This window comes from Methylobacterium sp. FW102-HT35C08 (genome assembly GCF_058790235.1).
In genome coordinates, this window is record NZ_JBYTCL010000002.1 from 928,669 (window position 1) to 948,682 (window position 20,014).

Consider the following 20,014-nt stretch of genomic DNA (forward strand, 5'->3'; position numbering starts at 1 on the left):
CGGTCCGGCCGGACGAAATCTCCAACCCGTCGCCGCATCCTGAGGTGCCGGAGCGCAGCGGAGGCCTCGAAGGAGGCCTCCAGCGAGACGCGCGATGTCTGGAGCCTTCCTTCGAAGCGCGCTGACGCGGTCACCTCAGGATGAGGTCCAGGGCGGAACATCGCCCGCGTCTCGGCGGATCAGCGGCCCGTCCCGGCCTTCGGGGCGGACGGCGCCGTCGTGCCGCCCGGCGGCCCCTTGCTCTCGACCGAGCCCGTGCGGGCACCGTCCTGGGTGGAGCCGGTGCCGCTGAGGCCACCGGCGCCCATGCTGGTCGTGGGCGCGCCGGCATCCTTGCGTCCCTCGGCCTTGCCCTGGCCCTCGGCGGCACCCGCGGCACCCGCCACGCAGGTGAGCAGGGTGGCGAGCAGGATGGTACGATTCAGGATCGTCATGGGGCCTCCGCGAGTCCTCGTGCGCCCCGGACGGGCTTGCCGGTCCAACCGGGTGCGTCCGGCAGCGTTCCCGCTGACAACCGGCCTGTTACCCGGCGGCGCCGAGCGCGGCGGCGGCGCGCCGGCCCCGCCGCTCGGCGGGATCCTGGAACACCCCCGACCACAGGCCGAGCCGGCGCCCCCAGGCGCGGTCCGCCGCGGGCGCGTAGTCCGGCGCGACGTTCCGATCGGGCAGGGCGAGGCCCTGCGCCACCATCCAGGCCCCGAGATCCGCCTCGCCGACCCGGCAGAGCGCCGTGTTCGCGTCACCGCGCGGCTCGCAGGCGACGGCGGCGCCGCCGATCCGCTCGGCCAGGGCCCGGGCGGCGTCCCGGCCGCACGGGTAGGGCCGGTCCTGGGCATCCGAACAGGTCGCGTCGCCGTCCGGCGCGGCGATCCCGAACAGGCTGACCTGGCGTGCGCCGACGCGGAGGGTTCCGGCGTCGATCACCTGGGCGGGGCCGCGCAGGATCTCGCCGGCCCGAGCGGGAGCGTGCCAGGACAGGCCGCCGATCAGGAGCGCGGCGAGGAGCGGCAGGCGCGAGCGGCCTCCCTTGTCGTCCGGGCAGAGGAGGGTGCCGGCGAGGCCGGCCGCGCAGGCGAGGAGGATACCGACGAAGAGCGACATGGTCTCAGGTCTCCGGAAGGGCTATGGCCGCCCTTGTGCCGAAGCCCCGCCCCGCGACCCTGACGGCGCCTGTCAGCGTCCCGTCAGGCGGCGCCGACTAGCCTGCGCCCGCATGAGCCCGTTCCCGCCCCGCCGCGCCCTCGTTCTCGCCCTCGGTCTGCTGGCCGCCCTCGCGGGCGGGCCCGTGCACGCCTCCGAGGATGCCGACCGGGCTCGCCGGGCCCTGGAGAGCGGCGAGATCCGCCCCCTCGACGCGGTGCTGGCGGCCGCCCGGGCGGCGGTGCCGGGGGACGTCGTGTCGGTCGATCTCAAGCACGACGACGGGCGCTGGCTGTACAAGCTGCGCATCCTCGGCACCGACGGGAAGCGCCGGACCGTGAAGGTCGATGCCGGCAGCCTCAAGATCCTGGACGAGGACGACGATGATTGAGGAGGCCGGGCCGTGCGCGTCCTGATCGTCGAGGATGAGCCGCGCATCGCCGCCGACATCCGGCAGGGGCTGGAGATGGCCGGCTACGTCGCCGACGTGGTGGCGGACGGCGAGGCGGCGTGGTTCCGGGCCGAGACCGAGCCTTACGACGCAATGGTGCTGGATCTCGGCCTGCCGCGGCTCGACGGGCTCGGCGTGCTGCGCCGCCTGCGCGCCGCCGAGGTGGCGCTGCCGGTTCTGATCCTCACCGCCCGCGACGGCTGGCGTGAGCGCGTCGAGGGCATCGACGCCGGCGCCGACGACTACCTCGCCAAGCCGTTCCGGATGGAGGAACTGGTCGCGCGTCTGCGGGCGATCCTGCGGCGCACCGCCGGGCACGCCTCGCCGGTGCTCCGGGCCGGCACCGTGGAGCTCGACACCCGCACCCGCGCGGTCAGCGTCGACGGAAGGCCCACGGAGCTGACCGCCCTGGAGTACCGGCTCCTCGCTTTCCTGCTGCACCGGCCCGGGCAGGTCGTGCCGGCGGGCGAGCTGCTCGACCACCTCCACGGGGTCGGGACCGAGCGCGAGGCCAATGCCCTGGAGGCGCTCCTGACCCGCCTGCGCCGCAAGCTCGGGCCGGGGGTGATCGAGACCCGGCGCGGCCAGGGTTACCTGATTGCCGGACCGGGCGGATCGTGAGGCGCGACTCCCTCCGCCTGCGGCTCGGCCTCGCGGCGGCCGCGCTGATCGCGCTGGCGCTGGTTCTCGCCGGGATCGGCCTCACGGTGATCCTCGACCGGGTGCTCGATGCCCGCACCGTCGAGGAGCTGGACCGGACCGCCAAGCTCATCGCCGGGCGGGTCGGCCTCGCGCCGGACGGGGCGCCGACGCTCTCGCGGGACCTGCCGGACCCGCGCTTCGCCACGCCCTATGGCGGCTTGTACTGGCAGGTCGAGGCGGGATCGCACCTGCTGCGCTCGCGCTCGCTCTGGGACAAGAGCCTCGACCTGAGCCGGGCCGGAACGGGCGCGCAGACTCCCGCCACCCTCGACACGACCGGGCCCGATGGCGGCCGGCTCATCGCGGTGGTGCGGCCGGTCCAGATTGGCGCGGAGGGCTCCGAGACCGCGCTGCGGGTCGCGGTGGCGGAGGACCGGCGCGGCCTCGCGGCGAGCCGGAGCACGTTCCTGCACCTGCTGATCCCGGCCCTGATCGCCCTGTTCCTCGTCCTGACGCTGGCGATGGGCCTGTTCGTGCACCGGGCGCTCGGCCCGTTCCGGGTGCTGCAGGCGGACCTCCTGGCGGTCCATGCGGGCCGGCGGGCGCGGCTGCCGGAGCATTTTCCCGACGAGGTCCGGCCGCTGGTCACCGACCTCAACCGGCTGCTCGACGCGCAGGAGCGGGCCCTGGTCCGCGCCCGCGACGCCGCCGCCGACATGGCCCACGGCCTCAAGACCCCGCTGGCCGTGCTGGACGCCCTGGCGCGCCGGACCGGATCGGCCGAGCCGGCGCTGGCGGCCGAGATCGCCGAGCAGGCGCGGGCGATGGGTGGTCAGGTGGAGCGGGCGCTGGCCCGGGCGCGGGTCGCGGCCGCGGGCGATCTGCGGCGGCGGTCCTGCCGGGTCGCCCCGGTGGCAGAGCGCCTCGTCGCGACCCTGCGGCGGCTGCCGGAGGCCGACTCCCTGGAATGGAACGTGGCGGTGCCCGAGACCCTCGCCTATCCGGGCGAGGAGGGCGAGCTGATGGAGGTGCTGGGCAACCTCTTCGACAATGCCCGCAAATGGGCGCACCGGCGGGTCCGGATCACCGGGACGGACGCCGGCCGCCCGGGCCTCGCCGTCGAGGATGACGGCCCCGGCATGAGCGCCGCGGCCATCGCGCGGATCGGGCGCGGCCAGCGCTGGGACGAGAGCCGGCCGGGCACCGGCTTCGGCATCGCCATCGCCCGCGACGTCGCCGAGGCCGCGGGCGCCCAGCTGGATTTCGGCCGCTCGGAGATGGGCGGCCTGCGGGCGGAGCTGAGCTGGCCGGGCGGGTAGGGCGGGCCGGGCGCCTCCCCATTCGCGCCCTCATCCTGAGGTGCCGGAGCGCAGCGGAGGCCTCGAAGGTGGGCGCCAGGGATCGCGCGGCCGGCTGGAGGGCTCCTTCGAGGCCTGCTTCGCGGTCACCTCAGGATGAGGGGATGGCTGGGAGGACCGGGCGCGCACGTCGGGGACCGTCCCGCTCACCGCCGGCCCGACCCTCCCGCGGCCGCCCGGCTCAGCCGCATCAGCCGCGCACTCAGGGCGCGGGCGCAGGCCCCGGTGCTGCGGCCCGCGGTGGCGATCGTCAGGTCCGGCCGCTCCGGCGCCTCATAGGGCGCCGAGATGCCGGTGAAGTCCGGAATCCGGCCGGCGCGGGCCAGCCGGTACAGGCCCTTCGGGTCCCGGGCCTCGCACAGGCCGAGCGGCGTATCGACGAACACCTCCAGGAACGGGATGTCGCCGGCGATCCGGCGGGCCAGCGCCCGGTCGGCCCGGTAGGGCGAGATCAGCGAGACGATCACCACCGTCCCCGCCTCCGCCATCAGCCGCGCCACCTCGGCGGTGCGCCGGACGTTCTCGGCCCGGTCCTCCGCCGAGAAGGCGAGATCGGCGTTCAGCCCGTGGCGCAGGTTGTCGCCGTCGAGGACCGCGCTGTGCCGACCGCCCGCGACCAGGGTCCGGTCTGCCGCCGCCGCGAGGGTCGACTTCCCGGCCCCCGACAGGCCGGTCAGCCACGCGATCACCGGCACCTGACCGAGGCGCGCCCATCGCGCCTCGCGGGCCTGGAGGGGGTGCCACCTCACGGGGCCAGGAGGGAGGTCGGTCGGGATCTTCTGAGAGACGTGCATATCCACCGCCTGAGGCAGCGTCCGCGGGCGCAGCTGCCGGTGTCCGGACATCGATGCAGGTTCGGGAGATCGGCGCTGGCCGCTAGGGCACGCGCCAGATCGGGTAGCCGAGGGCCTCGCCGAGCCGCTCCCTGCCTTCTTCCAGGATGTGAGCCGTCCGGCGCCGCCACGCGGGCGGGGACCGGAAGGCGGCCTGCGCGGCCGCCGCGCGCACGAGCTGCTCGACCAAAGCCTCCGTCTCCGGCGGGATCGGCCCGGCGGCGAGTTCGTTCGGCGGTGCGGCGGGCGCGGGCGCGACGATTGCGTCCCAGGCCTTCCCCCAGCAGGCGCCGGCGAAGCGCGCGTTCGACTCCGCGAAGCGCGCGGCGACGCGAGCCAGACCGTCCGGCGCGTCGCCCCGGAACCGCTCCGCATCGAGCCCCCGCGCCCAGGCCCAGTCGTCGACCACATGGCCGAGCAGACGGCGATGCCCGGTCACCTGACGATGCACGCCGAGCCGGTACAGGCGGCGCGACGCCTCGACCGCGATGGGTCCGGAACTCCGGTTCGTGCGGTACGCGAGGTCGGCGGGCGCGAGCAGGGGTGCGAGACGGCCGCCCAGGCCGAGCCCGTCGATCAGCCGCTCGAGCAGCGGCGCGTCGGACCGCCGGTCGCGGAACGGCACGGCCGTGACGCGCCCCGCCGAGGCCCGGCGCCAGGGTTCGACCCGGGCCGCGTAGTCGTAGCGCCCGGACGCACCCTCGGAGCGCAGGAAGCCGCGGAACGTGCGGCCCTCGGCGACGACCTGGGCGCGCAGGGCATAGGCCGAGGCCAGCTGCTCCCCCTGCGGCTTGACCACGAGCGCCGCCTCCAGGGCGAAGCCGCGCCGCGCGAACAGATCCGCCAGGATCTCGGGAACCCGCCAAAGCGGCCGCTGCACGGCGAAGTCCTCGTACGAGAGCAGGACCGTATCCGCCTGCGTGGCGGCGAGGACCGCATCGAGGCGCGCGAGGGCCTCGCGCCGCTCGGCCGCGCTGCGGCGGCGGTCCAGCGCCTGGCCGAGCCGGTAATGGTTGACGTCGTCACTCCCCGAAGAGCCCGGCGGAGCGAGGTTCGGGTAGCAGATCCCGACCGATGCGAGGTGCGGCCGCAGCCGGGCCATCACCTCCTGAAACGAGGTGGAGCCGGTTCGCGGCATGCCGATGTGAACGATTGCGCGGCGCACGTGTCCTGTCGACCCTGCTGGAATTCGTGATTGCGGCAAGTCTTCCGCCCAGCCGGACACAGTCCACGACCCCTCGTGAACGCGCACGTCTTTGGAAAACGCCAAACGAATCCGTAATCACGGTCCGATCACGGGAACGCGACCAGGAATAGCCAAGCTCCGTTTCTGATCTATTTCGGCGCGCCGCGGGCAGGGATGCCGGACGTTTGGCCGGGATGTCCCGCGTCGGCCGATCCCGGTCGTCTTTCCGGGTCGCCGAAGGCGAGCCCGGACCCGAAGGGGCACGCCGGAGGTGGGCAACCCAGGACCGCTGACGGTGCGGACCTTGTCGCGTCGGCGTGTCTGGATCCCGGGCTCCGCTGCGCGGCCCCGGGATGACGGGGTGAAGGGGCTACGCCGCGTCCGCTAGTGCCCGGCACCCTCGCGCCGGAGCAGGAACACGCCCTGCGCGCCGAACAGGTTCCAGACCCACCAGGGCATGGCGAAGCGCATCGGCCGGCCGCGGGCGTCCAGCGCCGTGGCGGTCTCGATCCGGGCGCCGATCAGGCGGCACAGGCCGACGAAGTCGCGGATCGTGCAATGGTGGATGTTGGGCGTCTCCCACCACGCGTCCGGCATGATCTCGGTGACCGGCATCCGCCCGCGGAAGGCCAGCTCGGACCGGACGCGCCAATGCCCGAAATTCGGGAACGAGATGATCACCTGCCGGCCGATCCGCAGCAGGTGCTCCAGCACCACCCGGGGATTGCGGGTCGCCTGGATGGTCTGGGACAGGACCACCACGTCGAAGGCGCCGTCCGGGTAGTTGGCGAGGTCGGTGTCGGCGTCGCCCTGGATCACCGACAGGCCGCGGGCGAGGCAGGCGTTCACGCCCTCGCGGGACAATTCGATCCCGCGCCCGTCGATGCCGCGGCGGTCGCGCAGCAGCGCCAGCAGCGAGCCGTCGCCGCAGCCGATGTCGAGCACCCGGGCGCCGGCCGGCACGAGGCCGAGCACGACGAGGTGGTCGACGCGGGCGCCGTTGCCCTCGGCCGCGTGGGGCAGGGCGTCCGCGCTCTCCCAGGGCGCCCCGTGCTGAGCCTTGCCCAGAGGCAGCTTGCCGAACGCCATCCGCATCACAGCCCGCGCGCCCGGGCGGCGGCGTCGATGAAGCCGCGGGCCGCAGAGAACATCGCCGGCTCGTCGAGCAGGAAGGCGTCGTGCCCCTTGTCGCTCTCGACCTCCACGAAGGCCACCGGCGCCGCGGCGGCGTTCAGCGCGTGGACGATCGCCCGGGAGTCGCGGGTCGGGAACAGCCAGTCCGAGGTGAACGAGATCACGCAGAAGCGGGTCTTGGTGCCCCGGAAGGCGTTGGCGAGCACGCCGCCATGGTCCTCGGCGAGGTCGAAATAATCCATCGCCCGGGTGAGGTAGAGGTAGGCGTTGGCGTCGAAGCGTTCGACGAAGCTCAGGCCCTGGTGGCGCAGGTAGCTCTCGATCTGGAAATCGGCGTTGAACGAGAAGGTCGGCGCCGTGCCGCCCTGGAAGCGCCGGCCGAACTTCCGGTGGAGCGCTGGCTCCGACAGGTAGGTGATGTGTGCGCCCATCCGGGCGACGCCGAGCCCCTTGGCGGGCCGGGTGCCGGCCTCCAGGTAGCGCCCGTCCGCCCAGGCGGGGTCCGCCATGATCGCCTGCCGGCCGACCTCGTGGAACGCGATGTTCTGCGCGGAATGGCGGGCGCCGGTGGCGATCGGCATCGCGGCGAAGACGCGCTCGGGATAGAGCGCCGCCCATTGCAGCACCTGCATCCCGCCCATCGAGCCGCCGATGCACAGGAACAGGTCCCGGATGCCGAGATGCTCCAGCAGCATCGCCTGCGCCCGGACCATGTCGCGGATCGTCACCAGCGGGAAGTTCAGCCCGTAGGGCCGCCCCGTCGCCGGGTCGATCGAGGCCGGGCCGGTGGAGCCCATGCAGGAGCCGATGACGTTCGAGCAGACGACGAAGTAGCGGTCCGTGTCGATCGGCTTGCCGGGGCCCACCAGGGTCTCCCACCAGCCGCCCTTGCCGGTGACCGGATGGGTGTGGGCGAAGTACTGGTCGCCGGTGAGCGCGTGACAGATCAGCACCGCGTTCGAGCGCGCGGCGTTGAGCGTGCCGGCGGTCTGGTAGGCGATCTGGAACGGCGCGAGCTCGACGCCGGCATCGGTCAGCAGCGGCGTGTCCGCGGAGAAGCGCGCCACCGGGCTCTTCGGGTCGAGCGCCTGCGAGCGCTCGGACGCGCGCCGCGACGGCTCGTCGATCGGGTCAGGCCGCAGGGCCGTGTCCGGTTGGGTGTCCATGGCGGGTCTTGACGACCGTGTATCCGTTCGGATCCGGACCGGGAGAGCACGGGGCCGCCTGACGCGCCGCACTCGCCCGACGCGGCCAGCAGGCTCCGGAGGTAATGCTCCCGGCGGCGAGCGTCAACGCGGAAGGCCGTCGGCCTCCGCTCAGGCGAACGGCGCGGCCATCACCGCCAGGCCCAGGGCCGGCAGGCCGAGTGCCAGGGCGGCGCGGGCGTCGATCCGGTCGGCGCGGGCGCCCGCACGCCAGTGCCGGCTCGCCGCGCTCTCGATGCCGAGCCCGGTGAGGACGAGCGCACAGCCGATGGCGGCCTGCAACGAAACCATGAATACCTCACCCAGCGGTCGCGCCATGCCGCGCCGCGCATGACCGCGCGGCGCCCGCTTCCGCGTGGAGAAGTCCGCCCGGTGCCGGACGGTTCCTCGGCGCCCCGCCTCAGCGCATCGCCGTCGCGCAGGCGGCGAAGACCAGGGCGGCGCCCGCCGCCGTGATGCACCCGTTCGACCAAGAGGCGGCGTCCACGCGGCGGAGGCGGCAATCCGCGGCCACCGAGATGAGGATCCCAATCAGGAACAGGCTGCAGGGGATCAGGTCACCGGGCATTGTCGAACCATCCAGGAGCACGCGGGGCGCGGCACGCCCGACGCGCCCCTTTCTCCGGGTTCAACAGGCCGAAACGTGGCGAGTGCCCCGCGGCATTTGCGCTTCGCCGTTTTGCCGCGGCGGGTGCGGATGGACCTACGCCTCAGAGCTGTCCCGGAGCTGGCCGCGTGTCGAAATCCTCCGGTCCCATGTCGAGGAGATCGTTCGGCGTCGGCGTCCGGTCGTAGGCCTGGCTGGCCGCCGCCTCGATCACCGCCTGGTTGCGGGCGAACAGATCGAGGGGCGCGAGATCGCCGCCCCCGAAATGCTGGCGCAGCACCGGGATCGGCACGTCGATCCCGATCACCCGCTCGCCGTTGGTCATGGCGAAGCGGATCAGGCTGTCGTCGGCGGGCAGGATATGGGCGCCGCCGTCCAGGTACCGTTCGAGGGGCATGAGACCGCTCCGTGCTTCGGAAGGTGATGTTCCGACAGGTAGGGCGGCGCGGACGGGCTTGTATCGATCGGCAGGGCGCAATCGACTGGCGGACCGGCGCGCCAGCCGCGATCGCCGGCCGGCGGCCCTGCGGCAGCCCCGGGTTCACCGGCCGGGGAAATGCTGTAGACGGACGCGGAACCGACCGAACCCCGCCCATCCCGAGTCGCCCCGCAATGTCCGCCCCCCGACCCGCCCGTCCGGAACCGCGCCCCGGCGTCCTGGCGATCGACACCTACGTGCCCGGCAAGAGCAGTCGGCCCGGCGGCGGCAAGGTCTACAAGCTCTCGTCCAACGAGACGCCGCTCGGCCCGAGCCCCGTGGCGCTGGCCGCGCTCCACGAGGCCACCGCCAAGCTGGAGACCTACCCGGACGGGCGCGCCACGGTGCTGCGCACGGCCATCGCCAAGCGCTACGGGCTCGACCCTGAGCGGATCGTGTGCGGCGCGGGCTCGGACGAGCTGCTCTCGCTGCTGGCCTACGCGTATGGCGGGCCGGGCACCGAGGGGATCTACTCGGAGCATGGATTCCTGGTCTACCGGATCGCGATCCTGGCCTCGGGCGGTGAGCCGGTGGTCGCGCCCGAGCGCGACCTGACCGTCGACGTCGACGCGATCCTGGCCCGGGTCACGGACCGGACGCGGATCGTCTACGTCACCAACCCCAACAACCCGACCGGCACCTACCTGCCGTTCGACGAGATCCGCCGCCTCCACGCCGGCCTGCCGCCGCACGTGCTGCTGGTGATCGACGGCGCCTACGCCGAGTACGTCCGGGCGAACGACTACTCGGCCGGGCTCGAGCTGGCGCTCGAGGCCGAGAACGTCGTGATGACCCGCACCTTCTCGAAGATCCACGGCCTCGCCGCCGTGCGGATCGGCTGGATGGTCGCGCCGGCGCACGTGGCGGACGCGGTTAACCGCATCCGCGGGCCGTTCAACGTCTCGGGCCCGGCGATCGCCGCCGGCTCGGCGGCCATCGCCGACGAGGCGCATATGGCGGCCGCCGCCGCCCACAATGCCGAGTGGCTGCCGAAGCTCACCGAGGGCGCCCGCGCGCTCGGCCTGGAGGTGACGCCGAGCGTCGCGAACTTCGTGCTGATCCACTTCCCCGACGCGCCGGGCCGCTCGGCGGAAGACGCGGACACGTTCCTGACCGAGCGCGGGCTGATCACCCGCCGGGTCACCGCCTACGGTCTGCCGAACGCCCTGCGGGTGACGGTGGCCGGCGCCGAGGCGAACGAAGCCTTCCTGGCGGCGCTCGGCGATTTCGTGCGGAGCCACCATGCCTGAGACATCCGGGGGCGTGCCGGCGATCGACCGCCTCGCCATCGTCGGCCTCGGGCTGATCGGCTCCTCGATCGCCCGGGCGGCGCGCCGCTACAACCTCGCCCGCACGATCGTGGCCGTCGACCGGGACGAGTCCGTGCGCGACCGGGTCCGCGAGCTCGGCATCGCCGACGTGGTCACGGGCGACCCGGCCGAGGGCGCGGCCGATACGGATCTGGTGATCCTGTGCGTGCCGGTCGGCGCGATCGGCGCCGCGGCGGCCGAGATGGCGCCGCATCTGAAACCCGGCGCGATCGTGTCGGATGTCGGCTCGGTGAAGGGCGCCGTGGTGGCGGCGATCCGGCCGCACCTGCCCGAGGGCGTCGCCCTGGTTCCCGGCCACCCGATCGCCGGAACCGAGTTCTCGGGGCCGGATGCCGGCTTCGCGACCCTGTTCCACGGTCGCTGGTGCATCCTCACCCCGCCCGAGGGCACCGACATGGCGGCGATCGAGACCGTCCGCGCCCTGTGGGAGGGGATGGGCGCCAACGTCGAGACGATGAGCGCCGAGCACCACGACCACGTGCTGGCGATCACCAGCCACCTGCCGCACCTGATCGCCTACAACATCGTCGGCACCGCCGCCGACCTCGAATCGGCGACGCAATCCGAGGTGATCAAGTTCTCGGCGAGCGGATTCCGCGATTTCACCCGCATCGCGGCCTCCGACCCGACCATGTGGCGCGACATCTTCCTCAACAACCGCGAGGCGGTGCTGGAGATGCTCGGCCGGTTCAACGAGGACCTGTCGGCGCTCGCCAAGGCCGTGCGCTGGGGCGACGGCGAGGCGCTCCACGCGATGTTCACCCGCACCCGGGCCATCCGGCGCAGCATCGTGGCCTCGGGTCAGGAGACCGCGGCCCCGGATTTCGGCCGGCCGCGTCCGCCGGAGGAGTAGGGGAAGGCGGCGCAGGCCGACCCGTGTGGCGCACGCCCGGTCGGCCGATGAGCAAACCCGTCTTTCCGGGCCCGCCTGCGGCGCCCCGGAAAGACGGGTTTGGCTGGTCAACCAGCCGCCCAAACTCACGCCGGCGGGCGGTTGACCAGGACCGGCTGCGGCGCCGTCCGCTCCGGGAACAGGGCCCGCAGCGCCTCGAGCTTCGGCGCGTCGTTGGCGGCGATGTACGGGTGCCCCGGATGCAGGGCCATGAAGTCCTGGTGATAGCCTTCCGCCGGGTAGAAGGCGGCCCCCGGCTCGATTCGGGTGGCGACCAGCCGCGCGTAGGCCTTGGCCGCGTCGAGCTGGGCGATGTAGGCCCGCGCCACCTGCGCCTGATCGGCATCCTGCGGGAACAGGGCCGAGCGGTACTGGCGCCCGGAATCGGGCCCCTGGCGATCCACCTGCGTCGGGTCCAGCGCCACCGAGAAGAAAATCCGCAGGAGCTCGTCGTAGCGGATCAGGGCCGGGTCGTAGGTGACGGCCACGGCCTCGGCATGGCCGGTCCCGCCGCCGCTCACCGTGCGGTAATCGGCCTCCGCGCGGGTGCCGCCGGCATAGCCCGACACCGCGCTGCTGACCCCGCGGACGTGCTGGAACACGCCCTGCACGCCCCAGAAGCAGCCGCCGGCGAAGACGGCCACGTGCGGCCCCGGCTGTTCGGCGGCACGGGTGACGGCCTCCGGCAGGCGCCGGGGCGCCTCCTCGGCGAAGGCCGGCAGGCGCGGCAGCAAGACGGCTGCGGCGAGGCCCAGCCCGAGAGCGGCCCCGAGAACCGGGCGGATCGTGTCGCGAAGGGCCATGGTCAACCTCCTGCCGGATGCTGACAGCGTGTTCGCGCCGACGCCCGATCCGGTTACGCGGGCGCGAGGCCGCATTGCGGTGTCGCCCACATGGGTCTAGGCACCGCGCAAATCATCGCTTCGCCCGCAGGATCCGTCCCGTGACCATCGCGCCCGAGCCCAACTCCTTCCGCACCGGCCCCGACGAGCGCGGCCGCTTCGGCATCTTCGGCGGCCGCTTCGTCGCCGAGACGCTGATGCCGCTGATCCTCGAGCTGGAGGCGGCCTACGAGACGGCCAAGCAGGACCCGACTTTCAAGGCCGAGATGGAGAGCTACGGCACCCACTATATCGGCCGACCGAGCCCGCTCTACTACGCCGAGCGCCTCACCGAGCACGTGCGCGCCAAGGCGCCGGCGGGGCAGGGTGCCAAGATCTATTTCAAGCGCGAGGAGCTGAACCATACCGGCTCCCACAAGGTGAACAACGTGCTCGGCCAGATCCTGCTGGCCCGCCGCATGGGCAAGCCGCGGATCATCGCCGAGACCGGCGCCGGCCAGCACGGCGTCGCCACCGCGACGCTGTGCGCGCGCTTCGGCCTCAAGTGCGTCGTCTACATGGGCGCGGTCGACGTCGCCCGGCAGGCGCCCAACGTCTTCCGCATGAAGATGCTCGGCGCCGAGGTGATCCCGGTGGAATCCGGCACCAAGACCCTCAAGGACGCCATGAACGAGGCGCTGCGCGACTGGGTCACCAACGTCGCCGACACGTTCTACTGCATCGGCACGGTGGCAGGCCCGCACCCGTACCCGGCCATGGTCCGCGACTTCCAGTCGGTGATCGGCCGCGAGACCCGCGAGCAGATGATCGCCCAGGAAGGCCGGCTTCCGGATTCCCTCGTCGCCTGCATCGGCGGCGGCTCGAACGCCATGGGGCTGTTCCACCCGTTCCTCGACGACCGCGAGGTCGAGATCTTCGGCGTCGAGGCGGCGGGCCACGGCGTCCAGTCCGGCCTGCACGCGGCCTCGCTCACCGGCGGCAAGCCGGGCGTGCTGCACGGCAACCGCACCTACCTGCTGATGGACGGGGACGGCCAGATCTCTGACGCCCACTCGATCTCGGCGGGCCTCGACTATCCGGGCATCGGGCCGGAGCACGCCTGGCTGCACGAGATGGGCCGGGTCACCTACCTGTCGGCGACCGATTCCGAGACGCTGGACGCGTTCAAGCTCTGCTCGATGCTGGAGGGGATCATCCCCGCTCTGGAGCCGGCCCACGCCCTGTCCAAGGTCCTGGAACTCGCGCCCCAGCGCCCGGCCGAGCACCTCATGGTGATGAACATGTCGGGCCGCGGCGACAAGGACATCCCGCAGGTGGCCGAGATCTTCGGGACGAAGCTCTGAGGCCGCAAAGCCGGAGCCGCGCCGTGGCTCCGGGTCACCGCCGGCGAACCCATCATTCCTGCCGGCGCAGGGCGTTCATGCGTCGGCGGGCGTGGATTCCCGGCCCTGCCGCGCGGACCCGGGATAACGCGGCCCCGTGTCGATCCGGTCGAGGACAGGGCTCGCCAAGCCTCACCGCACCGTGACCTGATCCCTGATCCGCTCGTAGACCGACCGGCTGAGCACGCGCTTCGACAGAAGCTGGTCCACCGACGTGTAGGGACGCTTGGCGACGATCGCCCGGCCGATGGCGCCGCCGCCCCGCAGGCGGTTGAGATCCGCCACCGAGGCGGTGTTCAGGTCGACCACGGCCACGGCTCGGGGCCCGGCATTGTCCTCGGCCCGGTCGATCTCGGCCTGGCCCGCGGCGTCAGGCACCTGGGCCTGCGCCTCCGGCGGCGCGGCCGGATCGGTGGGGACGGCGAGGGCGTCGGACGGCATCTGGGTCGGGGCGGCGGGGGCCGCGGCGGTCCTGGGCGGGGCGGGCGGCGCCCGGACAGGCTCAGCCGACGCGGCCGGCGGGGCTAGCGGCTCGGTCGGCTGGACGGGGGTCGGGGACTCGGCCACGGGCGCAGGCTTGGACGAGGATGCGGCCGGCGACGCGGGCCGGGATGCCGGCTCGGGCGCCGGGCTCGGCAACAGGAACTGCACCACCGCGGCGAGCAGGCCGGCGATAATGAGTAAGACCGAAATTCTCAGGATTGCAGGGCCGCTGAGCACGCACCACTCGACAAGATCTAAGTCTAGATAATGCTACAGCTTATGCTTTCTTCGCCTTTCGGCCAACCGGCGGCGTCTCTTCAGCGTGGGATCGGGCGGCGATGACCACCAGCCGGGGGCCCAGCCAGAGCGCGCGTCTGGGGGCCCTGCGCTACCTGCCCGCCCTGTTCCGCGAGATTGCCGCGGCCAGTCCCCGCCTCTTCGCCGCGAGCCTCGCCCTGCGGCTCGTTGCGGCCTGCCTGCCGGTCCTGACCCTGTACCTCGCCAAGCTGATCCTCGACGGGATCGTGGCCGAGCATGCGCGTCCGGCGCCGGGGGGCGGGATCGCGGACTGGCTCGCCGATCCGGGACGCGCCCGGCTTGCCGCTCTGGTGGCGGCCGAGCTCGGCCTCGCCCTGGTCTCGGACCTCACCGGCCGGCTCTCGAGCCTGACCGAGACCCTGATCGGCGACCTCTACGCCAACGCGGCCTCCCTGCGGCTGATGGCGCATGCCGCCGCCCTCGACCTCGCGCAGTTCGAGGACAGCGCCCAGCAGGACCGGCTCGAGCGGGCGCGCCGGCAGGTCAGCGGCCGGACCGGCCTCATCGGGACGGTGCTCGGGCAGGTCCAGGCGCTCGTCACCCTGGCCTCCCTGGCGGCGGGCGTGGCCGCCTTCACCCCCTGGCTCGTGGTGCTGATCGCCCTGGCCCTGGTCCCGGCTCTGCTCAACGAGTGGCACTTCACCAAGGCCGGCTACCGGCTGGCCTGGTTGCGCAGTCCCGAGCGGCGCCGGCTCGACTATTTCCGCTACCTCGGCGCCAGCGTCGAGACCGCCAAGGAGGTCAAGCTGTTCGGCCTCTCGGGCTATGTCACCGACCTCTACGCGACGGTGGCGCGCCGTCTGCTGGCCGAGAGCCGCAGCCTCGCCACGGCCCGCGCCGGCTGGGGCTTCGCCTTCGCGAGCCTCGGCACGCTCGCCTATTACGCGGCCTACGCGGTCATCGTCTGGCGGACGGTGGCGGGATCCTTCTCGGTGGGCGACCTCGCCTTTCTGGCCGGCGCCTTCCAGCGCCTGCGCGGCGGCATCGAGGGGCTGCTCCTCGGCTTCACGCAGATCACCGGCCAGGCCCAGTACCTCGACGACTTCTACTCCTTCTTCGCGATCCGGCCGCAGATCCGCGCGCCCGCTCGGCCCGTCCCGATCCCGCGCCCGATCCGGGACGGGCTGGTCTTCGAGGATGTCGGCTACCGCTACCCCGGCACGCAGACCTGGGCGCTGCGCAACCTCTCCTTCGCGATCCGCGCCGGCGAGACCGTGGCGCTGGTCGGCGGCAACGGCGCCGGCAAGACCACGATCGTCAAGCTGATGACCCGGCTCTACGACCCGCACGAGGGCCGCGTCCTCCTCGACGGTGTGCCACTCCCGGCCTACGACCTCGACGACCTGCGGGCGCGGATCGGGGCGATCTTCCAGGATTTCGTCCGCTTCGACCTGACCGCGGGCGAGAACGTCGCGGTCGGCCGGATCGAGGCCGCCGCGGACGCGGACCGGATCGCGGCCGCGGCGGCAAGGGGGCTCGCCGCCCCGGTGATCGAGCGCCTGCCCGAGGGCTACGCCCAGCCGCTCGGCAAGCGCTTCGCCGGCGGCCTCGACCTCTCGGGGGGCGAGTGGCAGAAGGTCGCGCTGTCCCGGGCCTACATGCGCGAGGCCGAGATCCTGATCCTCGACGAGCCGACCGCCGCCCTCGACGCCCAGGCCGAGCACGATGTCTTCGCGCGTTTCCGGGAGCTGTCGGCCGGGCGGACGGCCGTGCTGATCTCGCACCGCTTCTCCACGGTGCGCATGGCCGACCGGATCCTGGTCCTGGAGGGCGGCCGCCTCCTGGAGGAAGGCAGCCACACCGCCCTGATGGCGCGGGGCGGCCGCTACGCCGCGCTGTTCACCCTGCAGGCGGAGGGCTACCGGTAGGCAAGCCCCGCCGTCTTTCCGGGGCCGCGCAGCGGAGCCCGGACCCGAAGGGGCGCGCCGGAGGCGGGCAATCCAGAGCCGCCGACGCGGCAAGCATCTGCACCGGGGGCGTTTTCCGGTTTCCGCGCTCGCCTGCGGCGCCCCGAAATGACGGCGTGGATCACCGGACGCACCGTCACCCAACCATTGCCCGATTCCCTGAGCCTGCTATCTGCGGCGGACCGAACCGAGGTTGTCCATGCGCCTGCGCTTCTCCCGACTCCTGACGGCCGGCCTTCTCGTCTCCGCGTGGGGGGCGCAGGCGGCCCCCGCCGTCTCCGAGCCCCCCGCGCCCGGGGCGCCGACCGCGGCCCCCGCGATCGTGCTGGCCAACCATCGCGCGGTCTACGACCTGTCGCTCGCCGAGGGCAGCGGCACCCGCTCGGTGGAGAGCGCCCGCGGGCGCATCGTCATCGATTTCCGGGGCGATGCCTGCCGCGGCTACACGATGCTGACCCGCCAGGTGACGGAACTCTCCTCCGGCGAGTCCGGCACGCGCCTGTCCGACATGCGCAGCACCACCTTTGAGGGCGGGGAAGGCCGCGAGTTCCGGTTCAAGACGACGACGCTCACCAACAACCAACCCGCCGCCCCCGTGGACGGGACCGCCTCCGAGCAGGGCGACGCCCTCACGGTGAAGCTGAAGGGCGGTCCCAAGCCGTTCACCGTGACGGGGCCGGTGCTGTTCCCGAGCGAGCACATGCGCCGGCTGATCGACGCGGCGCGGGCGGGTCAGTCGACCGTCTCGGTCAAGGTCTATGACGGCTCGGACGACGGCAAGAAGGTCTACGACACCTTCGCGGTGATCGGCCATACGGCGACCGGCCCGGCCCCGGCCGCCGATGGCGCGCGGGACAAGCCCCTGCGCGACGGGCCGCTCGCCGGGATGCCGCACTGGCCGGTGCGCCTGAGCTACTACACGGAGGGCGCCGGGGAGCGCACGCCGATCTACACCCTCGGCTTCGACCTCTACGAGAACGGCGTCAGCGGCGCGCTCAAGCTCGATTACGGCGACTTCGCCATCCTGGGCGACATGACCGCCCTCGACATCGACGCCAAGGCGGGGCGGGGCGACAAGGATTCGGGCAAGGGCTGCACGCCCTGAGGGCCCGGACCACCCGGGCCTGTCTCCCGCAGGAACCGGGGCGACCCGGTGCGCACCGTCATCCCGGGGCCGCGCAGCGGTGCCCGGGATCCAGATCCGCCGACGCGGCCAGGCCCGGCACATCGGTGCGTCTGGATTGCCCGCCTCCGGCGTGCCCCTCCGGGTCCGGGCTCGCCTGCGGCGCCCCGGAATGATGGCCGGATCGACGCCTCCGGAAACGAACGTCCCGAGCGTTCAGCCCCTCACGCCCACTCGTCGTCGGGGCGCGGCGACAGCCTGTGCCACGCCGCGGCGATCCGCTCGGGCTTGACGCCGAGTGCCGCCGCGCAGGCGAGGAGCACGTTCTCGTCGCCCATCACATGGTCGAGAACGCCCACCAGAAAGGCCGGCTCCCGGGCGCTCTCCCGGAGCGTCTCGGGGCCGAGTCCGCTCGCTGCCAGGAACGGCAAGAGGCGGTCATCCTCGGCCGTGATCCACAAAAGAACGTCCAGGGCGAGCCGTTCGGCGGCTTCATCCCCTTGAAGAGGTTTGCCATTCATCAACATGTGAACGCTACAAAGGCGACGGAGGGGCTTCACCGCCCACTAATCATGATCGGCGCGCACCGGGACAACGGATCATGAAGAAGACGGTGCTGATCGTCGAGGACAACGAGTTGAACATGAAGCTGTTCAACGACCTCCTGGAAGCGAACGGCTACGCGACTCTGAAAACCGCCCACGGGATCGAGGCGATCGAGCTCGCGCGGGCACACCATCCCGACCTGATCCTCATGGACATCCAGCTGCCGGAGGTCTCCGGGCTGGAGGTGACCAAGTGGCTCAAGGAGGACGACGATCTCAAGAGCATCCCGGTGATCGCCATCACGGCCTTCGCCATGAAGGGCGACGAGGAGCGGATCCGCGAGGGCGGCTGCGAGGCCTACCTGTCGAAGCCCATCTCGGTCGCGAAGTTTTTAGCAACGGTTCGCGCGTATCTTGAGCCGCGGTGACCCCGCAGGGGCGCACCGTTGAGGAGGCGACCCGGCCGCGCCGGACCGGGTCGCCTCCTCAACCGTCCCCCCGATGCGCGGCCGTACGCCGACCCGCCCGATCCGGGCCGCCCAGCCGCGTGTCAGCGAGGAACCATGTCGGCCCGCGTCCTGATCGTCGACGATCTGTTCCCGAACGTGAAGCTACTGGAAACGAAGCTCGGGCTGGAATATTTCGACACGCTCGCCGCCATGAACGGCCCTGACGCCATCGCGATCTGCGAGAAGGGCCTGTGCGACCTCGTCCTGCTCGACGTGATGATGCCCGGCATGGACGGGTTCGAGGTCTGCCGCCACCTCAAGAGCAACCCGGTCACCGCCCACATCCCGGTGGTGATGGTCACGGCCCTCGACCAGCCCTCGGACCGTCTACGCGGGCTCGACGCCGGCGCCGACGACTTCCTGACGAAGCCCGTGGACGACACCGCCCTGTTCTCCCGGGTCCGCAGCCTCGTGCGCCTCAAGGCGGTCACCGACGAGCTGCGACAGCGGGCATTGGCCTCGCGGGAGTTCGGCATCGGCGATCCCCTGGCGCTCGCCACCGCGGAGACCGGCCTCGACGCCCGGATCCTGCTGATCGAGGACCGTCCCGGCGCGGCGGACCGGATGGCGGGGGCGCTGCGCCAGCACCACGCGGTGACGATCGAGCCCGACCCGCACGCCGCCCTCCAACGCGCCGCCGAGGAGGGGTTCGACCTCGCCCTGGTCAGCCTCGACCTCGCGGGCTTCGACGGCCTGCGCCTGTGCAGCCAGCTCCGCTCCCTGGACCGGACCCGCGCCACGCCGCTGATCATGCTGGCGGAGGAGCACGACCGCGCCCGCGTGGTGCGCGGCCTCGATTTCGGCGTGCACGACTTCCTGATGCGCCCGGTCGACCGGAACGAACTGACGGCCCGTGTCCGCACGCAGGTGAAGCGCAAGCGCTTCACGGACGCGCTCCGGGGGGCGATGCAGGCCTCCCTGCAGATGGCCGTGACCGACGCCCTCACCGGCCTGCACAACCGGCGCTACCTCGACAACCATCTCGGCGCGCTCTTCGCCGACGAGGCCACGCGGCGACCGGCGCTCGCCGCGCTGATCCTCGACATCGACCACTTCAAGGGCATCAACGACAGCTTCGGCCACGAGGCCGGCGACGAAGTGCTGCGCGGCTTCGCCGAGCGGGTCCGCCAGCACACGCGGCCGGTCGACATCGTGGCGCGCTACGGCGGCGAGGAAGTCGTGGTGATCCTGCCGGAGGCCGGCCTTGTCGAGGCGCAGATCATCGCGGAGCGCATCCGCGAGCGGGTCGAAGCGGTGCCGTTCACGGTGCAGCGATGCACCCGATCGGTCCCCGTGACGGTCTCGATCGGCGTCGCCGTGCGGCACACGGAGGATGCCAGCGCCGGAGACATGCTCCGGCGTGCCGATCTCGCCCTGTACCGGGCCAAGGCGGCGGGACGGAACCGGGTCGAGCCGCAGGCGGCCTGAGCGCCGCGAGCGGTCCGCTCAGCTCAGATCCTCCCAGCCGGCCTGCCCGCCCGCGCCGCCCACAACCGCGCCACGGCGTCGAGCGCCCAGGCCGGCGAGACCCCGCGGCGGGATCCGATGCAGCGCAGGCTGCCGCCGTCCTGCCCTGGACCAGCGTGCTGGCCTTCACCCGGAAGCCCATCGTGGCGCGCAGGTCGAGCAGCGTGGCCAGATCCGCGTC

At 72.8% G+C, this 20,014-nt stretch carries 22 protein-coding genes; 10 read left to right on the plus strand and 12 right to left on the minus strand.

The features are described from left to right. Positions 1 to 179 precede the first annotated feature (179 nt). Both AC3WSN_RS04615 and AC3WSN_RS04620 read right to left on the minus strand, forming a co-directional pair. Positions 180 to 434, minus strand: a complete 255-nt coding sequence (locus AC3WSN_RS04615; RefSeq protein WP_492536551.1) for a hypothetical protein — start codon at positions 432 to 434, stop codon at positions 180 to 182. Between the two features lie 88 nt (positions 435 to 522). Continuing rightward, the gene (locus AC3WSN_RS04620) at positions 523 to 1,101 is read right to left on the minus strand and encodes a thermonuclease family protein (RefSeq protein ID WP_192710327.1); all 579 of its coding nucleotides are present in this window, start codon (positions 1,099 to 1,101) and stop codon (positions 523 to 525) included. A 112-nt stretch (positions 1,102 to 1,213) separates the two neighbouring features. Here AC3WSN_RS04620 and AC3WSN_RS04625 point away from each other — a divergent pair, with 112 nt between their 5' ends. The 3 genes from AC3WSN_RS04625 to AC3WSN_RS04635 are packed head-to-tail and all read left to right on the plus strand — an operon-like array spanning position 1,214 to position 3,552. Continuing rightward, positions 1,214 to 1,531 (plus strand): PepSY domain-containing protein, encoded by a 318-nt coding sequence (locus tag AC3WSN_RS04625; RefSeq protein ID WP_492536552.1) that lies wholly within the window; start codon positions 1,214 to 1,216, stop codon positions 1,529 to 1,531. A 12-nt stretch (positions 1,532 to 1,543) separates the two neighbouring features. Further along, complete coding sequence (locus AC3WSN_RS04630) at positions 1,544 to 2,212, plus strand: response regulator transcription factor (protein ID WP_238197382.1); 669 nt, start codon at positions 1,544 to 1,546, stop codon at positions 2,210 to 2,212. After that, positions 2,209 to 3,552, plus strand: a complete 1,344-nt coding sequence (locus AC3WSN_RS04635) for an ATP-binding protein (protein WP_492536553.1) — start codon at positions 2,209 to 2,211, stop codon at positions 3,550 to 3,552. The genes AC3WSN_RS04630 and AC3WSN_RS04635 overlap by 4 nt, the downstream gene beginning before the upstream one ends. A gap of 185 nt (positions 3,553 to 3,737) precedes the next feature. Here AC3WSN_RS04635 and cysC read toward each other — a convergent pair whose 3' ends face one another. From cysC to AC3WSN_RS04670, 7 genes are all read right to left on the minus strand, one after another. Next, complete coding sequence (cysC, locus tag AC3WSN_RS04640; protein WP_492536554.1) at positions 3,738 to 4,385, minus strand: adenylyl-sulfate kinase; 648 nt, start codon at positions 4,383 to 4,385, stop codon at positions 3,738 to 3,740. An 82-nt stretch (positions 4,386 to 4,467) separates the two neighbouring features. Next, positions 4,468 to 5,526 carry a hypothetical protein gene (locus tag AC3WSN_RS04645; RefSeq protein ID WP_492536555.1) on the minus strand — a complete coding sequence of 353 codons (1,059 nt, stop codon included), beginning with the start codon at positions 5,524 to 5,526 and terminating at the stop codon, positions 4,468 to 4,470. Positions 5,527 to 5,994: 468 nt separating this feature from the next. Next, entirely contained in the window at positions 5,995 to 6,699 is a 705-nt protein-coding gene (gene metW / locus AC3WSN_RS04650; protein WP_373622394.1) for a methionine biosynthesis protein MetW, read from the minus strand. A gap of 5 nt (positions 6,700 to 6,704) precedes the next feature. Continuing rightward, positions 6,705 to 7,910, minus strand: coding sequence for a homoserine O-acetyltransferase MetX (gene metX, locus AC3WSN_RS04655; protein ID WP_192710320.1), 1,206 nt, complete (start codon positions 7,908 to 7,910; stop codon positions 6,705 to 6,707). Positions 7,911 to 8,060: 150 nt separating this feature from the next. Then, positions 8,061 to 8,240, minus strand: a complete 180-nt coding sequence (locus AC3WSN_RS04660; protein WP_192710319.1) for a hypothetical protein — start codon at positions 8,238 to 8,240, stop codon at positions 8,061 to 8,063. A gap of 109 nt (positions 8,241 to 8,349) precedes the next feature. Further along, entirely contained in the window at positions 8,350 to 8,517 is a 168-nt protein-coding gene (locus AC3WSN_RS04665) for a hypothetical protein (RefSeq protein ID WP_192710318.1), read from the minus strand. 142 nt (positions 8,518 to 8,659) lie between these two features. Continuing rightward, positions 8,660 to 8,953, minus strand: coding sequence for a hypothetical protein (locus tag AC3WSN_RS04670; protein WP_192710317.1), 294 nt, complete (start codon positions 8,951 to 8,953; stop codon positions 8,660 to 8,662). Positions 8,954 to 9,168: 215 nt separating this feature from the next. Between AC3WSN_RS04670 and AC3WSN_RS04675 the strand changes: the two genes are divergently transcribed. Together AC3WSN_RS04675 and AC3WSN_RS04680 are read left to right on the plus strand one after the other, a co-directional pair. Beyond that, positions 9,169 to 10,284 carry a pyridoxal phosphate-dependent aminotransferase gene (locus AC3WSN_RS04675; protein ID WP_192710316.1) on the plus strand — a complete coding sequence of 372 codons (1,116 nt, stop codon included), beginning with the start codon at positions 9,169 to 9,171 and terminating at the stop codon, positions 10,282 to 10,284. After that, positions 10,277 to 11,218, plus strand: a complete 942-nt coding sequence (locus tag AC3WSN_RS04680) for a prephenate/arogenate dehydrogenase family protein (RefSeq protein WP_492536556.1) — start codon at positions 10,277 to 10,279, stop codon at positions 11,216 to 11,218. The genes AC3WSN_RS04675 and AC3WSN_RS04680 overlap by 8 nt, the downstream gene beginning before the upstream one ends. Before the next feature lie 125 nt (positions 11,219 to 11,343). Here the strand turns inward: AC3WSN_RS04680 and msrA are convergent, their stop codons facing one another. Then, the gene (msrA, locus tag AC3WSN_RS04685; protein WP_492536557.1) at positions 11,344 to 12,060 is read right to left on the minus strand and encodes a peptide-methionine (S)-S-oxide reductase MsrA; all 717 of its coding nucleotides are present in this window, start codon (positions 12,058 to 12,060) and stop codon (positions 11,344 to 11,346) included. A 140-nt stretch (positions 12,061 to 12,200) separates the two neighbouring features. Between msrA and trpB the strand changes: the two genes are divergently transcribed. Beyond that, entirely contained in the window at positions 12,201 to 13,442 is a 1,242-nt protein-coding gene (gene trpB / locus AC3WSN_RS04690; RefSeq protein ID WP_192710313.1) for a tryptophan synthase subunit beta, read from the plus strand. A 171-nt stretch (positions 13,443 to 13,613) separates the two neighbouring features. On the opposite strand, the gene AC3WSN_RS04695 is transcribed toward trpB, so the two are convergent. Further along, on the minus strand, positions 13,614 to 13,922 hold the full coding sequence (locus tag AC3WSN_RS04695) for a helix-hairpin-helix domain-containing protein (RefSeq protein WP_492536558.1): 309 nt from the start codon (positions 13,920 to 13,922) through the stop codon (positions 13,614 to 13,616). Positions 13,923 to 14,302: 380 nt separating this feature from the next. Between AC3WSN_RS04695 and AC3WSN_RS04700 the strand changes: the two genes are divergently transcribed. Together AC3WSN_RS04700 and AC3WSN_RS04705 are read left to right on the plus strand one after the other, a co-directional pair. After that, positions 14,303 to 16,150, plus strand: a complete 1,848-nt coding sequence (locus tag AC3WSN_RS04700) for an ABC transporter ATP-binding protein (RefSeq protein ID WP_492536559.1) — start codon at positions 14,303 to 14,305, stop codon at positions 16,148 to 16,150. A gap of 238 nt (positions 16,151 to 16,388) precedes the next feature. After that, positions 16,389 to 17,294, plus strand: coding sequence for a cell envelope integrity EipB family protein (locus AC3WSN_RS04705; protein ID WP_192710311.1), 906 nt, complete (start codon positions 16,389 to 16,391; stop codon positions 17,292 to 17,294). A gap of 242 nt (positions 17,295 to 17,536) precedes the next feature. Here AC3WSN_RS04705 and AC3WSN_RS04710 read toward each other — a convergent pair whose 3' ends face one another. Further along, positions 17,537 to 17,839, minus strand: coding sequence for a DUF3572 domain-containing protein (locus AC3WSN_RS04710; protein WP_373622396.1), 303 nt, complete (start codon positions 17,837 to 17,839; stop codon positions 17,537 to 17,539). Between the two features lie 74 nt (positions 17,840 to 17,913). Here AC3WSN_RS04710 and AC3WSN_RS04715 point away from each other — a divergent pair, with 74 nt between their 5' ends. Together AC3WSN_RS04715 and AC3WSN_RS04720 are read left to right on the plus strand one after the other, a co-directional pair. After that, positions 17,914 to 18,285 (plus strand): response regulator, encoded by a 372-nt coding sequence (locus tag AC3WSN_RS04715; protein ID WP_007560977.1) that lies wholly within the window; start codon positions 17,914 to 17,916, stop codon positions 18,283 to 18,285. Positions 18,286 to 18,420: 135 nt separating this feature from the next. Further along, entirely contained in the window at positions 18,421 to 19,794 is a 1,374-nt protein-coding gene (locus AC3WSN_RS04720) for a PleD family two-component system response regulator (protein WP_192710309.1), read from the plus strand. The last annotated feature ends 220 nt before the right edge of the window (positions 19,795 to 20,014 follow it).

Excerpts from the sequence above, each read along its gene's own strand:
- AC3WSN_RS04615 (WP_492536551.1), bottom strand. The coding sequence starts at position 434 with ATGACGATCCTGAATCGTACCATCCTGCTCGCCACCCTGCTCACCTGC.
- AC3WSN_RS04620 (WP_192710327.1), bottom strand. The coding sequence starts at position 1,101 with ATGTCGCTCTTCGTCGGTATCCTCCTCGCCTGCGCGGCCGGCCTCGCC.
- AC3WSN_RS04625 (WP_492536552.1), top strand. The coding sequence starts at position 1,214 with ATGAGCCCGTTCCCGCCCCGCCGCGCCCTCGTTCTCGCCCTCGGTCTG.
- cysC (WP_492536554.1), bottom strand. The coding sequence starts at position 4,385 with ATGCACGTCTCTCAGAAGATCCCGACCGACCTCCCTCCTGGCCCCGTG.
- AC3WSN_RS04645 (WP_492536555.1), bottom strand. The coding sequence starts at position 5,526 with ATGGCCCGGCTGCGGCCGCACCTCGCATCGGTCGGGATCTGCTACCCG.
- metW (WP_373622394.1), bottom strand. The coding sequence starts at position 6,699 with ATGGCGTTCGGCAAGCTGCCTCTGGGCAAGGCTCAGCACGGGGCGCCC.
- metX (WP_192710320.1), bottom strand. The coding sequence starts at position 7,910 with ATGGACACCCAACCGGACACGGCCCTGCGGCCTGACCCGATCGACGAG.
- AC3WSN_RS04660 (WP_192710319.1), bottom strand. The coding sequence starts at position 8,240 with ATGGTTTCGTTGCAGGCCGCCATCGGCTGTGCGCTCGTCCTCACCGGG.
- AC3WSN_RS04665 (WP_192710318.1), bottom strand. The coding sequence starts at position 8,517 with ATGCCCGGTGACCTGATCCCCTGCAGCCTGTTCCTGATTGGGATCCTC.
- AC3WSN_RS04670 (WP_192710317.1), bottom strand. The coding sequence starts at position 8,953 with ATGCCCCTCGAACGGTACCTGGACGGCGGCGCCCATATCCTGCCCGCC.
- AC3WSN_RS04675 (WP_192710316.1), top strand. The coding sequence starts at position 9,169 with ATGTCCGCCCCCCGACCCGCCCGTCCGGAACCGCGCCCCGGCGTCCTG.
- AC3WSN_RS04680 (WP_492536556.1), top strand. The coding sequence starts at position 10,277 with ATGCCTGAGACATCCGGGGGCGTGCCGGCGATCGACCGCCTCGCCATC.
- msrA (WP_492536557.1), bottom strand. The coding sequence starts at position 12,060 with ATGGCCCTTCGCGACACGATCCGCCCGGTTCTCGGGGCCGCTCTCGGG.
- AC3WSN_RS04695 (WP_492536558.1), bottom strand. The coding sequence starts at position 13,922 with ATGCCGTCCGACGCCCTCGCCGTCCCCACCGATCCGGCCGCGCCGCCG.
- AC3WSN_RS04700 (WP_492536559.1), top strand. The coding sequence starts at position 14,303 with ATGACCACCAGCCGGGGGCCCAGCCAGAGCGCGCGTCTGGGGGCCCTG.
- AC3WSN_RS04705 (WP_192710311.1), top strand. The coding sequence starts at position 16,389 with ATGCGCCTGCGCTTCTCCCGACTCCTGACGGCCGGCCTTCTCGTCTCC.
- AC3WSN_RS04710 (WP_373622396.1), bottom strand. The coding sequence starts at position 17,839 with ATGTTGATGAATGGCAAACCTCTTCAAGGGGATGAAGCCGCCGAACGG.
- AC3WSN_RS04715 (WP_007560977.1), top strand. The coding sequence starts at position 17,914 with ATGAAGAAGACGGTGCTGATCGTCGAGGACAACGAGTTGAACATGAAG.
- AC3WSN_RS04720 (WP_192710309.1), top strand. The coding sequence starts at position 18,421 with ATGTCGGCCCGCGTCCTGATCGTCGACGATCTGTTCCCGAACGTGAAG.